18 protein-coding genes and 1 riboswitch are annotated in these 16079 nt (G+C 36.1%); of the genes, 13 read left to right on the top strand and 5 right to left on the bottom strand.

Annotated features, from left to right (window positions below):
• Positions 1-52 precede the first annotated feature (52 nt).
• On the top strand, positions 53-508 hold the full coding sequence (locus tag ACODST_RS03790) for a tRNA (cytidine(34)-2'-O)-methyltransferase (RefSeq protein WP_488930787.1): 456 nt from the start codon (positions 53-55) through the stop codon (positions 506-508).
• 1 nt (position 509) lies between these two features.
• The gene (locus tag ACODST_RS03795; protein WP_488930788.1) at positions 510-992 is read left to right on the top strand and encodes a hypothetical protein; all 483 of its coding nucleotides are present in this window, start codon (positions 510-512) and stop codon (positions 990-992) included.
• Between the two features lie 91 nt (positions 993-1083).
• Here ACODST_RS03795 and ACODST_RS03800 read toward each other — a convergent pair whose 3' ends face one another.
• From ACODST_RS03800 to ACODST_RS03815, 4 genes are all read right to left on the bottom strand, one after another.
• Entirely contained in the window at positions 1084-1860 is a 777-nt protein-coding gene (locus ACODST_RS03800; RefSeq protein ID WP_488931082.1) for an ABC transporter ATP-binding protein, read from the bottom strand.
• Between the two features lie 97 nt (positions 1861-1957).
• On the bottom strand, positions 1958-2371 hold the full coding sequence (locus ACODST_RS03805; RefSeq protein WP_488930789.1) for a GxxExxY protein: 414 nt from the start codon (positions 2369-2371) through the stop codon (positions 1958-1960).
• A gap of 140 nt (positions 2372-2511) precedes the next feature.
• Positions 2512-3540 carry a FecCD family ABC transporter permease gene (locus ACODST_RS03810; protein ID WP_488930790.1) on the bottom strand — a complete coding sequence of 343 codons (1029 nt, stop codon included), beginning with the start codon at positions 3538-3540 and terminating at the stop codon, positions 2512-2514.
• Position 3541: 1 nt separating this feature from the next.
• Positions 3542-4684 carry an ABC transporter substrate-binding protein gene (locus tag ACODST_RS03815; RefSeq protein ID WP_488930791.1) on the bottom strand — a complete coding sequence of 381 codons (1143 nt, stop codon included), beginning with the start codon at positions 4682-4684 and terminating at the stop codon, positions 3542-3544.
• Between the two features lie 95 nt (positions 4685-4779).
• Here ACODST_RS03815 and ACODST_RS03820 point away from each other — a divergent pair, with 95 nt between their 5' ends.
• The 7 genes from ACODST_RS03820 (at position 4780) to ACODST_RS03850 (ending at position 12240) form a co-directional block, all read left to right on the top strand.
• On the top strand, positions 4780-5142 hold the full coding sequence (locus ACODST_RS03820) for a C1orf53 family protein (RefSeq protein ID WP_488930792.1): 363 nt from the start codon (positions 4780-4782) through the stop codon (positions 5140-5142).
• A gap of 110 nt (positions 5143-5252) precedes the next feature.
• Positions 5253-5762 (top strand): bifunctional adenosylcobinamide kinase/adenosylcobinamide-phosphate guanylyltransferase, encoded by a 510-nt coding sequence (gene cobU / locus ACODST_RS03825; RefSeq protein ID WP_488930793.1) that lies wholly within the window; start codon positions 5253-5255, stop codon positions 5760-5762.
• A 196-nt stretch (positions 5763-5958) separates the two neighbouring features.
• Positions 5959-7638 carry a nicotinate-nucleotide--dimethylbenzimidazole phosphoribosyltransferase gene (gene cobT, locus ACODST_RS03830; protein ID WP_488930794.1) on the top strand — a complete coding sequence of 560 codons (1680 nt, stop codon included), beginning with the start codon at positions 5959-5961 and terminating at the stop codon, positions 7636-7638.
• A 73-nt stretch (positions 7639-7711) separates the two neighbouring features.
• Positions 7712-8497: an adenosylcobinamide-GDP ribazoletransferase gene (locus ACODST_RS03835; protein WP_488930795.1), complete on the top strand. Its 786-nt coding sequence runs from the start codon at positions 7712-7714 to the stop codon at positions 8495-8497.
• Positions 8482-9015 (top strand): alpha-ribazole phosphatase, encoded by a 534-nt coding sequence (gene cobC, locus ACODST_RS03840; protein WP_488930796.1) that lies wholly within the window; start codon positions 8482-8484, stop codon positions 9013-9015. The genes ACODST_RS03835 and cobC overlap by 16 nt, the downstream gene beginning before the upstream one ends.
• A 69-nt stretch (positions 9016-9084) precedes the next feature.
• Positions 9085-9289: riboswitch (cobalamin riboswitch) on the top strand.
• 27 nt (positions 9290-9316) lie between these two features.
• The gene (locus ACODST_RS03845; RefSeq protein WP_488930797.1) at positions 9317-11167 is read left to right on the top strand and encodes a TonB-dependent receptor plug domain-containing protein; all 1851 of its coding nucleotides are present in this window, start codon (positions 9317-9319) and stop codon (positions 11165-11167) included.
• Between the two features lie 5 nt (positions 11168-11172).
• Positions 11173-12240 (top strand): DUF5074 domain-containing protein, encoded by a 1068-nt coding sequence (locus tag ACODST_RS03850; RefSeq protein ID WP_488930798.1) that lies wholly within the window; start codon positions 11173-11175, stop codon positions 12238-12240.
• A 65-nt stretch (positions 12241-12305) separates the two neighbouring features.
• Here ACODST_RS03850 and ACODST_RS03855 read toward each other — a convergent pair whose 3' ends face one another.
• The gene (locus ACODST_RS03855; protein WP_488930799.1) at positions 12306-13772 is read right to left on the bottom strand and encodes a S41 family peptidase; all 1467 of its coding nucleotides are present in this window, start codon (positions 13770-13772) and stop codon (positions 12306-12308) included.
• 150 nt (positions 13773-13922) lie between these two features.
• Here ACODST_RS03855 and ACODST_RS03860 point away from each other — a divergent pair, with 150 nt between their 5' ends.
• Genes ACODST_RS03860 through ACODST_RS03875 form a run of 4 tightly spaced genes read left to right on the top strand, consistent with a single transcriptional unit; the run spans position 13923 to position 15968 of the window.
• Positions 13923-14432, top strand: a complete 510-nt coding sequence (locus ACODST_RS03860; RefSeq protein ID WP_488930800.1) for an RNA polymerase sigma factor — start codon at positions 13923-13925, stop codon at positions 14430-14432.
• The gene (locus tag ACODST_RS03865; protein WP_488930801.1) at positions 14419-14886 is read left to right on the top strand and encodes a hypothetical protein; all 468 of its coding nucleotides are present in this window, start codon (positions 14419-14421) and stop codon (positions 14884-14886) included. The genes ACODST_RS03860 and ACODST_RS03865 overlap by 14 nt, the downstream gene beginning before the upstream one ends.
• A gap of 16 nt (positions 14887-14902) precedes the next feature.
• Complete coding sequence (locus ACODST_RS03870; protein ID WP_488930802.1) at positions 14903-15430, top strand: DUF4252 domain-containing protein; 528 nt, start codon at positions 14903-14905, stop codon at positions 15428-15430.
• A gap of 1 nt (position 15431) precedes the next feature.
• On the top strand, positions 15432-15968 hold the full coding sequence (locus ACODST_RS03875) for a DUF4252 domain-containing protein (protein WP_488930803.1): 537 nt from the start codon (positions 15432-15434) through the stop codon (positions 15966-15968).
• The last annotated feature ends 111 nt before the right edge of the window (positions 15969-16079 follow it).

A 16079-nucleotide genomic window follows, 5' to 3' on the forward strand; every position in this document is an offset into this window, starting at 1 on the left:
CTCATAACTCATAACTCATAACCTTTAACCCTTAACTCATAACTCAAAAAAAATGCTAAACGTAGTTCTTGTAGAACCTGAAATACCAAATAATACCGGAAACATTGGAAGATTATGTGTAGGGACCGAAAGCAAACTTCACCTGATTCATCCTTTTGGTTTTGTCATTAATGATAAAAACCTGAAACGTTCCGGGCTGGATTACTGGGTACATCTGGATGTAACCGAATATCAGAATGTGGAAGAATGGATGGCGCAGATTCCGGATCATTCCCGGGTATTTTTAATGAGTTCACATTCTCAGAAGTCGTATCTGGAAAATGAATTTCAGGACGGCGACTGGCTGGTTTTTGGAAAAGAAAGCGTTGGCTTAAGCAAAGAGTTTATGGCCAGATTTGAAAATCATTTGACAATTCCGATGTCACCGCTTATCCGCTCTTTTAATATTGCCAATTCTGTTGCCTTTGTAATTGGCGAGGCTAAAAGACAAATTGGGTTAAGCAAATAAGATGAGACCTTTTATTGATACCAATAATCTCAGTCATTCCAAAGAATTTCTGATTTATTATACAAGAAGAGATATTCTCCTGAGAATCGTACTGCTGATTGGTCTGTTAATAGCGATTGGTTATTATTTTACAGAAAATCAAAGCATCACGGTTCTTATTTTGTTTGCTGTTTTTGTTTTTCAAATTCCTCTTCTTATTAAATCGGTAAAGAGAATCGATGAAATTCAGTTTAGAATTAACTCCGAAGGGATTCAGTACAGAGGAAATGACTTAATTCCGTGGAGTAATATAGAGAACGAAAGAACGGTTCGGGAATATCGCAACAAAGAAGATGATGGTACGGATTATTTCATTTATTATATTGTGGAGCCGGGTCAGATAATGAAATTTGATCTTGAAGGCTTAAGTACAAATGCCGGCGAATTAAATGTTGTTTTAGCTGTTCACCGAAGCAGATTTAAAAAAGAAAATAATATTTCATAAGGTATTTTCTTTTCTGAACCTATTAAGTTTAACCAAAATTCTGGAAAGCAAAATACCTGATAAAGGCTAAGGCTAAAATAACCTGAATACTTTAAGTCACAATAAACTTCCCTTTTTCGGCATCAAACAGAATATGTTCATCTTTAAACAAAGCCGTAAAACTTCCATCCGAAATTAAATTACAAGGAGTATCCTGTACCACATTTTCCGGTGTCATCACAATCATTTCATCGCTTAACTGGATGGCCAGATCAATATCGTGTGTGGAGAATAAGATACACTTTTGGGTTTCCTGAGTCAGTTTTTTCAGGAGTTTAAACAACGAAACTTTGTGCAGTAAATCTAAATGTGTAGTAGGCTCATCAAGAATAATCAGCGGTGTGTCCTGTGCCAGTGCTCTGGCTATTAAAACTTTCTGTAACTGTCCGTCACTTATCTGATAATGTTTTTTCTGAGAAAGATGCTCGATCTGAGTCAGCTGCATGGCTTCTCTGACTTTTTCAATATCTGCATCCGTTAAAGTGCCCACCCAGTTAGTATAAGGCTGACGCCCCAAAGCCACTAATTCAAAAACAGAAAGATTACTGGGCGGCAGCTTCTCGGTTAAAACCAAACTTAAATTCTGTGCGAGTTCTAAGGGCGTGTAACCCGTAATATTTTTATCATTCAGAAAAACACTTCCTGATAAAGGGTGCTGAATTCCGGTAATCGTTCTCAGTAACGTTGATTTTCCGATTCCGTTTGCTCCTATTAAAGCAATCAGTTTTCCAGAATTCAAATTTAAACTGAGATTTCCGGCAATAGTCGTAATCCCTTTTTTGGTTTTATAACCAATATTTAAATTAGATGTTTTTAAGATATTTCTTATCATTGTGAATGTTTTTTAAACACATAGAAACATAGTTTTTCTTTGTATTGAAAGCTCAAATAAAATTTACTTGTAAATTAACACATAGCCTGCGAACTTAAAATTTCGGTAATAGTTTATAATGATCATTTACAAATGTTTTCTGGCCTTCTTTAAAAATATTAAAGCAATTAAAATTAATTATAATCCCTTTTGGCGCTTTCAATAGTTTCATATAGGTCATTAATTGTGCTTCATGGATTGGATTTATTTCCAATACTGCTTTCAATTCCACCACCAGACAATTCTCTACAAACAAGTCACATCTCATATCCGCATTTAATTGTCTGTTTTTATAAACTAAAGGCACCTTCATTTCCGTAACAAAATTCAGCTTCCTTTCAGCTAATTCTTCTTTCAAACATTCATGATAAATGTTTTCGAGCAATCCCTTTCCAATTATTTTATGTACTTCAATACAAGCACCAATAACATCATAACTTAACTGATCTAAATACTTTTGAGTAATCATTTATTTGATTAATTGATAGAAACCATCTTCTTTTCTGCAAAATCTAATGATTGTTTAAAAAAGTGAAACGCCTTTCAACAGCTTTTAAAACTATGTTTCTATGTGTTTAAAAAATAAAGATAAAAATATTTTGTAAGTTTTTACTTGAAATTTCTTTTTCTTACCAAAAGCCAGATAACAACCGGTGCGCCAATAATAGACGTTATCGCATTTATAGGAAGTGTGACTTCAAATCCCGGCATTTGCGAAACGATATCACAAAACAACATTATAATCGATCCAAAGAATAAAGTGCTCCAGAATAAAACCGTATGATTACTGGTTTGAAAAGTCAGTTTGGCAATATGCGGCACCGCTAATCCAACAAAAGCAATGGGTCCCGCAAAGGCCGTGATCGCTCCTGATAAAATACTCGTTGCAAAAATGATTATTAAACGGGCTCTTTTAAAATTCAGTCCCATACTTTTGGCGTAATTCTCTCCTAAAAGCAGCGCATTTAATGGTTTGATACTTTTAACACTTAAGAGCAGTCCTGTTCCAACACAAAATGTCAAAATTCCAATTGTGGGCCAGGAAAGATTTCCAAGGCTTCCCATAGACCAAAAGGTAAATTTCTGCAGTTGTTCTGCCGTACTGAAATAGGTTAAAACACTTACGATCGCCGTTGTAAAACTTCCAAACATTAATCCTACGATTAAAATAGCCATGGTATCCCGTAATCTTTGAGAAACGACCAGAACCAATAACAATACCAGCGTACTGCCAAATGTAGAAGCAATTACAATTCCGTAGGAAGACAGGGCAATGACACTTAAAAATGAAGGAAGAAACCCGGCTCCTAAAATCACAAAAGCAACCCCAAGACTGGCTCCGGAGCTTAGTCCTAAAACATAAGGCCCTGCCAGCGGATTTCTAAACAAGGTCTGCATTAAGAGCCCGCTTATCGAAAGTCCTGTTCCCACCAGAACTGCCGTAATAGCTTTAGGCAGACGGTAGTTGATAATAATATATTCCCAGGTCGATTTGGAGGCATGCCCTCCGGTTAAACTCATTAAAACTTCTTTTAACGGAATGGTAACCGATCCTAAACTAATGCTGGCAAAAAACATTAGAAAAAGACCAAGGGTCAAAATGACAAATAAAATCGTATTTCGTTTTTTGTCAGCCAATTTAATTCAGTTTTGATGCAAAAGTAAATTCATAACCTGTAAGCAGATCAGGATGAAAAATTTTGATATAATCCTTTAAAACCAAATCCGGACGACTTGGTGCCAGCTCATAATAAACGGTTCCTCCCGTCGCTCCCAGTTTTCCTTCGAAACTGTAAACGTATTTATTTTTAAAAGCATCAAATTCACTGTAATGCGGATTCGCTTTCTGCAGTTCATCCAGACTTTTAAATGAACCTGAGGCGATCCAGATATTGGCATCTTTTGCTTTATCCAGTACTTTTTCAAAAGACAAACCTTCACTTCCGGTTCCCTGCAGGTCTTCCCAGACATAATTGGCTCTGGCATCTTTCATAAACTGCGCTACCCAGCTGTTTCCTTTCGCCACATACCACACATCTTCATACATTGAGCCATATAAAACTTTCGATGTTGAAGGTTTATCGGCTACTAATTTCTGTGCCTGTTTATAGCTGTCGGCAATTTTATCAAATAATTCTTTTGCTTTTTCTTCCTTACCAAACAAAGCCCCGTATAATTTAATCCATTCGGCTTTTCCTAATGGTGACTGCTCCATCCAGTCGCCCTGAATCAAAACATTCAGGCCGCTTTTCTTTAAGTTATCCAGCATAGGATTATTATTATCGACCCCAAAAGTCACAATCAAATCCGGCGCTAATTCGATTAACTGTTCGATGTTTAACTTTTCATTTTGTCCAACGTTTTTCACAGAACCTTTGTCAATTAGTGCTCTGGTTTTTTCAGACGAAATATAATCTGTATGCGGAAAACCTACTAATTTATTCTCTACTTCGAGCATTTCCAAAAACGGAATATTCGTTGTCGAAGTTACCACTACAGATTCTAAAGGAACCTGAATTGTGGTATAAGACTGAAGGCTGTCCGGAACTTTGGCTTCTTTTTCCTTTAAGATATACCTGAAGTCTTTATTAGCGTTAGGCCATGGATTTGAAACGGTTACGACCGAATAATCGCTGTATTTTACAATAGAAAGCCCGGATGCATATTCAATACTGTTTTTAACAGTTTCTGATTTTGCTACTTCGCTCGTTTCGTTCTTCTTACATCCAAAGAGGATAAAAAAAGAGGAAATAAAAATCAGTTTAGGGAATAAATGTCTCATATTTTACGTTTTCGAAAGGAACAAAGGTAAAGCATTTTCTATTTTTTTTGTCTACCTTTATTCTTACAAAATTAAACAATTTGTATCTTTACACTATGAATACCATTAAAACAAAAATTTGCTCCGGCTGTGAATCTGAATTCAGCTGTGGAGATATTTCGGTTGAAAATAAATGCTGGTGTAATGATTATCCGCCTATTTTCAATCTTTCTGAAGGAGGAGACTGCCTTTGTCCTGCTTGTTTTAAAGAAGCCTGTGAAGACAAAATAGATGCTTACGTTGAAACTGTCACTCCCAAAAATGCCTTAAAAAACAAAGCCGCATCTTTACCCAAAACAGAGAAACTAATTGAAGGAATTGACTATTATCTTGAAAATGGCAATACGGTATTCAAATCCTGGTTTCATTTAAAACGGGGAAACTGCTGCGGAAACAAATGCCGTCACTGTCCTTATTAAAGGTAATTTAGGTTAAGAGTTATAGTTATGAGTTGAAAAACTCTTCGTTATCTTTGTCTCATAGTGCAGCACTTAACCCATAACTTTTAACTTATAACTCCCCTAAAAAAATGATTTACCTAATTACAGGCGGCGAAAGGTCAGGAAAAAGCAGTTACGCCCAGAATCTGGCACTGCAGCTTTCAGATACTCCACTATATGTTGCAACAGCCCGAAAATGGGATGCTGATTTTCAAAACCGTATTGACCGCCACCAGCTGGAACGGGACGAACGCTGGACGAATATTGAAGAAGAAAAGTTTTTAAGTAAAATTGATTTCTCCGGAAAAACAGCTTTGATAGACTGCGTCACACTTTGGCTTACTAACTTTTTTGCAGATACTAAAAATGATGTTCTGCTAAGTTTGGAAGAAGCTAAAAAAGAATTCCTTGCCATTGCCAATCAGGAAAATACCAATATCATTATTGTAACAAATGAAATCGGAATGGGTGTTCACGCAGAAACTCATATTGGGAGAAAATTTACAGAACTGCAAGGCTGGATGAATCAGTTTCTGGCTTCAAAAGCAGATGAAGTGGTTTTGATGGTTTCCGGAATTCCGGTCAAGATAAAAGGGTAACAAAAATTTAGTTGCAATATCAATGACAATGACAATATCAATGACAATATCAATGACAATATCAATATCAATGGCAATTGCAATATCAAAAAACAAATTCTAAACTTTTAAATTTCAAATTCAAATATCGTGGAGTATCTTTACATAAAGTGAAAATTGTAATTGACATTGATATTGATTTTTGAATTTGAAATTTATGACCCACTTAGACGATATATTAAAATCACGTCGTGACACCCGGCATTTTACAACCGATACCGTTCCTGATGAAGTCATTCAGAAAGCTTTACAGGCCGGTCATTGGGCACCTTCTGTTGGCTTGACAGATGCGACCCGATACTATCTCATTAAATCGAATGAAGTTAAAACTTCTATCAAAAAGCTGTTTTTGGATTACAACAAAAAAGCAGCGGAACGAACCGATAACGAAGAACAAAAAGAATTGTATAATTCGCTGAAACTCGAAGCTATTGAAGAAGCTCCAATCGGACTTATTATTGCTTATGACCGCTCGGTTCTGAACCAGTTTACCATTGGGACTATCGGCAGTAATGAAGCGGTTAAATTCAGCTCCGTTTGTGCGGCACAGAATATCTGGCTTTCACTGACGGAACAAGGATACGGAATGGGCTGGGTTTCTATTTTAAATTATTACCAGTTTAAAAAAATCCTCGATTTACCCGAAAACATAGAACCGCTGGGTTATTTCTGCATCGGAAAACCGGCTACCAATTATAACAATCAGCCCATGCTGCAGCAGCTGCACTGGAAACAAAAATCGGAAGCTCCAATCTGTACAGAGATTTCAGAAATTCACAAAATAAACATTCCTGATTTTAAACTAAAAGAGAAAACTGAAATCGGAAGCACTGCTGATTTCAATACTCTTTTACAGGAAAAAATAGATTCAAAAACAAAACCAGTTGGTTCGCTGGGTACTTTAGAAACCTTAGCTTTTCAGTTAGCAGTAGTTTTTGAAACTTTAAATCCAAAAATCACAAACCCCAATATCGTTGTTTTTGCAGCCGATCACGGCATTGCCAATCACGGCGTAAGCGATTATCCACAGGATGTAACCCGCCAGATGGTTTCTAATTTTCTGGAGGGCGGAGCAGCCATAAATGTTTTCTGTAAACAAAATGATATCGAATTATCTATTGTTGATGCCGGAGTAAATTATGATTTTCCGACAAACACAAAATTAATAGATGCTAAAATTGCCAAAGGAACCCAGTCGTTTCTTCAGGTACCTGCAATGAGCGAAACGGAAGTTCAATTGTGTTTTGAAAAAGGAAAATCTATTGTTGAAAATATTGCGAAATCAGGTTCGAACTGTATTGGTTTTGGCGAAATGGGAATTGGGAATACTTCGACTGCTGCTGTTTTAATGAGTCTTTTAACAGGTTTACCTATTGAAGAATGCGTTGGAAAGGGAACCGGAATTAGTGACCAGAAATTACAGGAAAAACAAAAAATACTCAAAAAGGCTTTAGAAAATTATCCCGGAAAACCGGAATTAAAAGAGTATCTGGCCTATTTTGGAGGTTTTGAAATTATCCTGATGGCAGGTGCCATGCTAACCGCTTATGAAAATAAAATGATTATTCTGGTTGACGGTTTCATTTGTACAGCTGCCTATTTAATCGCTTCTAAAATCAATCCTAACATTAAAGACAATGCTGTTTTCTGTCATTGTTCTGCTGAAAAAGCACATATAAAACTGTTAAATTATCTTGAAGCAAAACCTATTCTACATCTTGATTTACGCTTAGGCGAAGGAACCGGCTGCGCTGTCGCTTTTCCAGTTTTAAAATCGGCTGAAGCTTTTTTGAATGAAATGGCTAGTTTTGAGAGTGCGGGTGTCAGCAGGAAGTAGTTTTTTTAGTCCCGGTCCCCGGTCTCAGTTTTCAGTTTTATCAGAATATAACCTTTCAATTCATCTCCTTTAAATGAAAAAAGAACTTCATATTTTCTTTACCTGTTTAATGTTTTACACCCGTATTCCCTGTCCGAAGAACATTAATCATGATCCGGATTATTTAAATAAAGCCACCCGGTATTTCCCTTTTATCGGCTGGATTGTCGGCAGTATTTCATTTCTGTTTTTTTATGTCTTCTCCCTTTTTCTTTCTGTAGAAACAGCTGTTATTTTTGCCATTATTGCCTCAGTTTTAACAACCGGAGCTTTTCACGAGGACGGATTTGCCGATGTCTGCGACGGATTTGGCGGCGGCTGGACCAAAGAAAAAATCCTCCTTATTATGAAAGACAGCGCTATTGGCGCTTATGGTGCGATTGGTCTTGTTTTACTTTTTCTGGCAAAATTCAGACTGCTTTCAGAATCTATTTCCCTTTTTACAACTAGTAATCTTTTAATTTATTTACTTTTTATCTCGGCTCATTCTTTGAGTCGCCTGGCTGCAATCAGCATCATTTTTACTCATGACTATTCACGTGAAGATGCTTCAAGTAAAAGCAAACCCATTGCGAAACAATTTACCTGGAAAGAAGTTTTCGGCTCTTTCTTTTTTGGATTAATTCCGTTGTCTGCATTCGCTTATTTTAACCTTAGATTGATTTTAGCCATAATTCCGGTTTTTATTACCCGATATTTTTTAGCCCGGTATTTTCAAAAATGGATTGACGGTTATACGGGGGACTGTCTGGGAGCGACACAGCAGGTTTGTGAAATTATATATTATCTCAGTATACTTTTTATATGGAAATTTATTTAGTACGCCATACCGAAACAGTCTGTGAAAAAGGAATCTGTTACGGTCAGTCTGATGTAGATATCGCAGTTCCTTTTGATGAAACTTTCAGCACAATTGTTTCAGGATTACCAAGGGAAGCTGTTATCTTCTCAAGTCCATTAAAACGCTGCGCTCTTTTAGCTAAACATATTCAGGAAAATATAAATCCCATTTCTTATCAGGAAGACGACCGTTTGAAAGAAATGAATTTTGGTGACTGGGAACTGAAAAACTGGAATGAAATCCCGCCGGAAGAATTAAATCCCTGGATGGAAGATTTTGTTAATATTCCGGTTTCCAATGGTGAATCGTTTGTGGAATTACATGAAAGGGTCGGGCAGTTTTTAGCTGATAAAATTTCAGCAATAAAACATCCCGTAATCATTGTTTGTCATGCCGGTGTTATAAGAAGTATTTTGTGTCATCAAACTTCTGCGCCTTTAAAAGATGCTTTTGAAAATAAAGTGAATTTTGGCGAAATTATAAGAATAGAATTATAAATCATGCCTTTGTTTGACTATTTACTCTTAAAACCCAAACAAATTTGAATAATGAATATTTTTAACTCTATCTTTGCAGCAAATTAAGGTTGTGTTTTTTGTTATAAAACACATTAAAAGGGAATCAAGTAGAATCTTGAGCTGTACCCGCAACTGTAAGCTTAATTCTGAAAAGAATGCTTGTTGTAACTGCAAAACCACTGCTCGCCCCGGCGAATGGGAAGGTAAACAACAAGACGCAAGCCAGGAGACCTGCCTTTATAACCAATATCGAGCTCTCGGGAAAAAGAGTGGAGAAATTATGACTTTGAGAATACGTTTTATTTTTTTTCTTTTAATGCTGTGTCAGTTCGTTTCGGCGCAGAGAGATTCTATTGCCTTAAAAGAAGTGGTAGTTTCTGATACCCAGCTTAAAAAATTCTCCAATTCTCAGTCTGTTGTAAAACTCAATGATTCTGTGATAAACAGAAACGAAGCTTTACTGACCGATTTACTCAACTTCAATTCAACGCTTTATTTCAAAGAATACGGAAGAGGCATGCTTTCTACGGTTTCCTTTAGAGGAACTACTTCTTCGCAGACAGCCGTAATCTGGAACGGGATCAATATCAATTCGCAAATGAACGGAAGTACCGATTTTAATACAATTTCGGGTTCCGATTATAATTCGGTCAGCATAAAAGCCGGAGGCGGAAGTGTTATTTACGGAAGCGGTGCCATTGGCGGAACGGTTCATTTAAATAACGATTTAGTATTTAATAATCGTTTTGAGAATAATTTAAAACTGGATTACGGAAGTTTTAATACGATTGGAATAAATTATAAGACTAATATCTCTAATAAAAAATGGAGCGCTCAAATTGGCTTTTCCAAAAACAGTTCGACAAACGATTATAAATATCTGAACCGTTATACCTGGAGGGGCGAACAGCGCTGGAACCAAAACGGGCAGTACGATATAATAACCGCAAGTGCTAATCTTGGATATAAAATTGATGCCAAAAACACACTCAAACTGTACAGTCAGACCTCAAATACCGATCGTAATACTTCTTTAATTACCGAATCGGACACTAAAAGCAAATATGTAAATGGCTTTAATCGAAACCTTCTCGAATACGATGGTAATTTCGGAAAACTTAAAGCTAATTTCAAAACGGCCTATATTTTTGAGAACTACCAATATTACGCCGACAACACAAAAGACTATTACAGCTATGGTAAAACCGAAAATCTAATTACTAAAGCAGATTTAGGCTATACCTTTTTTAAATCTACCCAGGTTAACGCAATCTTAGACTATAATAAAACTAAAGGTTACGGAACCAGCTTTGGCGATCATATCAGAGAGATCAGTTCAGCAGGAATATTAATAAAACAGGATTTCTCCAAAAACTGGAAAAACGAATTGGGAATCAGAAAAGAATTCACAGACAATTATAAGTCCCCGGTTTTGTTTTCATTGGGTTCTTCTTATCAGTTTAATGAATGGTATACTTTTAAACTTAATGTATCCCGAAACTTCAGAATTCCAACTTATAATGATTTGTATTGGGAACCGGGCGGAAATCTTAATTTAAAACCAGAAAGCTCTTATCAGGCCGAGATTGGAAATGTGTTTACATTTAAAAACATTTCACTCACACAGACTTTCTACTACATGAAAATTAAAGATCTGCTGCAATGGGTACCCGGACAAAGCGGTATCTGGACTCCCCAAAATCAGGACAGAGTTAATAGTTATGGAACAGAAACACTCTTAAGCTGGAAAAAACAACTGGGCAAAAATCATCTGAGTGCCAATGCGGCTTATGCCTATACCGCTTCTAAAGATGAAAAAACCAAAAATCAGCTGTTCTTTGTTCCTTATAACAAAGTAACTGCTTCGGCAGCCTATTCCCGAAACCGGATATCAGCCTATTATCAGTTTTTGTATAATGGTTTTGTATACACAAGAGCAGATAATAATCCTGATGAAATTATTGAAGCCTACACCGTCTCTAATTTAGGAATTGACTATGATTTTAAATTTCTGGATTCTTTCAAACTAGGTTTTCAGGTGCTGAACCTTTTCAATGAAGATTATGAAAGTCTGGAAAACAGACCTATGCCTGGCCGCAATTTCAATATGTATTTAACTCTAAAATTTTAATATTTATGAAACTTAGTAAATTACTTTTAATAGCACTCAGCGTATCACTATTAGCCTCTTGTTCGAGTGATAATGATGATAACACCGATACTGACGAACCAAAAGGACAGTATGAAAACGGTTTTTTCATTTTAAATGAAGGAAGCTCTGATGTGGGAACTGTTTCATTTTCAAGTAATGACTTCAGTACTTTCACAAAAGATGTTTACACTACTGTAAACGGAAAAAATGAACTTCTTGGGAAATTTGTCCAAAATATCTTTTTTGACGGCGATAAAGCTTATATCATTGCAGGAGGATCCAATGTGATTAATATTGTAAACCGATACACTTTTAAATTAATTGCCAAAATTGACAGCGGACTTGCTAATCCAAGATATGGTGTTGTAAAAGACGGGAAAGCTTATGTTACCAATGCCAATACCTACTATAACTACGAAAAACCAGAAGAAAACCCAAATGGAAATACAGACGATTATGTAGCGGTAATTAATTTAACAAACAACACTGTTGAATCTAAAATTAACTTAAATGCCACTGCAAACCGATTAATAGAAGAGGATGGTAAATTATATATTACAGAACCTTATAACAGCAGTAAATTATTAGTCGTAGATATTGCCACAAAAGCAGTAGGAACTCCAATAGAAATTGGTTACAGTGCTGATTGTATTGAAGAAGAAAACGGAACCTTATATATTTTAAGAGGTCCTTACGGAGACAGAAGCGAGCTTGTTAAAGTAAAAATATCAGACAAATCTGTGTCTAAAATTACATTCCCTGAAAGTTTAGACGGTGCCGCTTTTATGGATATTGAAGATGATAAAATTTATTATACCGCAGGAAGCTCTGTTTATGCGATGGCTCTAAATGCTGCAGCGCCGTCTACAACAGCAATTGTTACTTCTGATGCTGGTTATGTGTATGGCTTTGCCGTTAAAGATAACCGCATTTATGTAGCTGACGGAACCTTTACTGCAGACGGAAAAGCTTATATCTATAATTTAAGCGGTAACCTGCAAAAAATGTTAACCACCGGGGTGGGATCAAACGGTTTTTATTTTAATGATTAATTTGTTTCGAATTAGTTTATTAGTTTTTGGAAAAAAGGCTTTCATTTCTGAAAGCCTTTTTTTATTTAATGTCTTAATAATTCTTTTGGAGCACTTTCCAGATACATCTCATTTCGCAATCCGTTTAGTTTTTTAGAATCGTTGACATATGGTAAAATTAAATCTTCGCCGCTCAGTGCTTTTTTAGCCGCTACACCTGTAATTTTAGATATCGCAAGACTTAATAAGGGCTCCGAAGGATCTCCCAGAACACCATAATTAGAAATACGCTCATTCTGAACATAATTTGGAACCAGTCCCTGCGTATAATCACCAAAATCATCAGCATTTGAAATTTTAAAAACCAGAGGCTGCATGGCATATTTATGATTTGGATTTACTTTTGATTTGGTAAAATCTTCTGAATCATAAAGAGTTACCGAACCCACGTTTTTACCTGTTGTGGTCTCTCCTATCTGAATTACGTTAATATAAGGTTTTAACCCGTTTATAACCAGTTCGCTCGCCGATGCTGTGTTAGAAGTCGTTAAAATATAAACAGTTGGCAGATTTAAACTGTTTACAGAAACGCCGTTGAAGTTGCTTACAAATCTTTCACTTAACTCCTCCAGCTGCTCTTCACTTAAACCAGCCATCAGCCTGAAATTATATTGTCGCTTAGAAAATACCTGTCCGGTAAACTGTCCTGTAATCATACTGCCCAAACGTGTTGCTGTACGTACAGAACCTCCTCCGTTATATCTTAAATCTAAAACAAGCTCAGTTATACCTTTTGTTTTTAATTCCCCAAAAGCCTCGTTTAATTTCGAATCATAATCAGAATAAAAACCATTATACATCAGATACCCTATTTTATGCCCTCCAGTTTCAATTACTTTATTAATCAAAATTGGGTTCTCTTCTAAAATAGTCTTGGTTAAGGTAACCGACTTGCCATTTAAAACAAATGCAGAACCGTTATAATCTGCCAGGTCCAAAGTATAAGTATCCGGAGTTATTAATAAGGACTGATAATTAGAAACTGTAAGTTTAGTACCATTAACACTAGTAAATAAATCACCTCGTTTTATGGCTTTACCGGATGCATCAGAATTAGGAATAATATAACGAACATAACCTACTACATCATTTGACCCTTCTGAAATTCGGGTAAGTTTAAAATCTACCCCGTTATTTTTGGTAATTCCGCTAAGTTCCTGTTCCAAAACAGTATAATCATCGACCATCCAGCTGAAACGGTCAATCGCATTGCTCGGATATTTACTGATTGGTTTATTTAATAAATCCTGAAATAGTTCTTCCGGTTCTGAATATCCTTCTAAAAAAGCATTCAATTCCGACTGGGAGCTAAAACGATCATCTGCTAAATTAGGCACATCGCCCTTCCACAAATAGAGCGTATTTAAACCGTTCCAGATAAAATTATTTACCTGCAGATTTGCCGGAACCCTTACATCATCTTCATCTTCACAAGATTGCAGAAAAAAGGTCAGGGCAAATAAAAATAACAAAGATTTTAAAATTGGTTTCATAAAATTAGGTTTCGGTCTAATACTAACGTAAAAATACTACCTTTAGTTTTAAGTAGTATTCTTTTTTTAAGAAAAAATTAGAATATCGCTGTAACAAAAATAATAGTGCCTCGTCTTGACTATATAAGCTAACGAATAACCTTTTAATTTATGAACCAGAATGTGTTTATAGAATTAGTTAATCCTTTTAAAGACAAAGTTTTTCGTCTGGCCAAACGATTGCTCACCAGTACGGAGGAAGCCGAGGACGCTACTCAGGAAGTAATGGTTAAATTATGGAATAAAAAAGAAAACCTGGACACTTACAACAATGTTGAGGCACTGGCGATGACCATGACCAAAAATTATTGTCTGGACCAGTTAAAATCAAAAAGAGCCGGAAACCTTCAGATTGTCCATAATAACTTTACTGATCGTGAGCCGCAGTTAGACCGGAAACTGGAAGATGCCGACAGTTTAGAATGGGTAGAAAAAATAATAAATCAGATGCCGGAGCAGCTGCAGTTGTTAATCCAGCTCCGGGATGTAGAACAATATGAATTTGAAGAAATTGCCAAAATTGTAAACATGAACGAAACGGCAATCAGGGTGGCCCTTTCAAGAGCCAGAAAAAAAATAAGAGAATCAATGGTAAATGCACACAGTTATGGAATTAGATAAAATAGAAAATATATTAGAAAAATACTTTCAGGGAGAAACTACTATTGCCGAAGAAAATCAGTTAAGAGACTACTTTTCATCGCCGGATGTTGCGCAGCATCTGGAGCAGTACAAACCAATTTTTGGTTATTTCTCTCAGGTAAAACAACAAAAATCGACTCAGGAGATTCCACTCCCGAGGGCTCGGGACAAAAAACGAAATGCGGCGTGGTTATCAATCGCAGCTTCGGCAGTTGTTTTACTGGGAATTGGAACCTATTTCTTTGCCAGCGAAAAAAGCACAACACCGGTTACGGCACAGTCAGAATTAGGAACCTACGATAATCCGGAAGAAGCTTTAAAAGCAACACAAAAAGCTTTAGCCTTATTATCAAACAATGTTAATGTAGGTATCGAAAGTGTACAATACATTAATGAATACGAACAGACAAAAAACAAAATTTTTAAACAGTAATTAAAATCAATCAAAAATGAAAAATTTCATCATAACACTAGTATTTGCCTTAGTAACAAATGCATTTTATGCACAGGGCGCATTTGACAAATTTGACGGTCAGGACGACGTAACCTCTGTAATCGTTAACAAAAAAATGTTCGATTTAATGAGCAAAGTAAAAGTAGATGCTTCTGACAAAGAAACACAGCAGTACATCAACTTAATCAAAAAACTGGATTACCTAAAAGTGTTTACAACTAAAAACCCTAAGATTGAGGCTGATATGAAAGCTTCTGCTGATAAATACATCAAAACAGCCGGTTTAGAAGAACTGATGCGAATAAATGACAGCGGAAAAAATGTCAAAATCATGGTAAAATCAGGGGCTACGGATACACAGATCAAAGAATTGCTTATGTTTGTTGACGGTGCCAAAAACGACGATACTGTTTTACTGTCCCTTACCGGTAATTTTGACTTAAATGAGATTTCGGTACTAACAGACAAAATGCAGCTTCCGGGGGGTACTGACCTGAAAAAAGCATCAAAAGGCAAAAAATAATATGAAAGCCAGCGTTTTCACCACAGCCATTTTAGCTTTACTTACTTTGGTAAGCTGTAATTCCGAACCTTCTCTGCAAAAATACTTTGTTGAGAATACGGACAAAAAAGACTTTATTGCTCTTGATGTTTCGTCAGACATTTTAAACCTGGATCAGACTAAATTATCAACTGAGCAGAAAGAAGCGATCAGATCGTTTGACAAAATGAATATATTAGCATTCAGAGCCAACGATAACAATCAGACAGAATTTGAAACGGAACGCAAAAAAGTGACTTCCATTTTAAAAGACCCAAAATATCAGGAATTAATGAAGGTAGGATCCGGTAAGGACGGCGCTTCGATAAGTTATGTCGGTTCAGATGAAAACATTAAAGAGTTTATCGTTTTTGCCAACAGGAAAGAAAATGGTTTTGCTGTTGTCCGGGTGTTAGGAAACAATATGAACCCAAACAACATCATAACACTGATGTCTGTTTTGAAAGAGTCAAAAATCGACATGGAACAATTAAAACCATTACAGCAGTTAATCAAATAAAAAACATCTTACTCTACACTTTAAGAAAGCTCCCGAAACGGAGCTTTCTTTATTTTTAATTCTATCTTTAAACAATTATTTTTAAGCCAAAAACAAACCTAAAACCATCGT

Source organism: Flavobacterium sp. FG19, assembly GCF_057809475.1.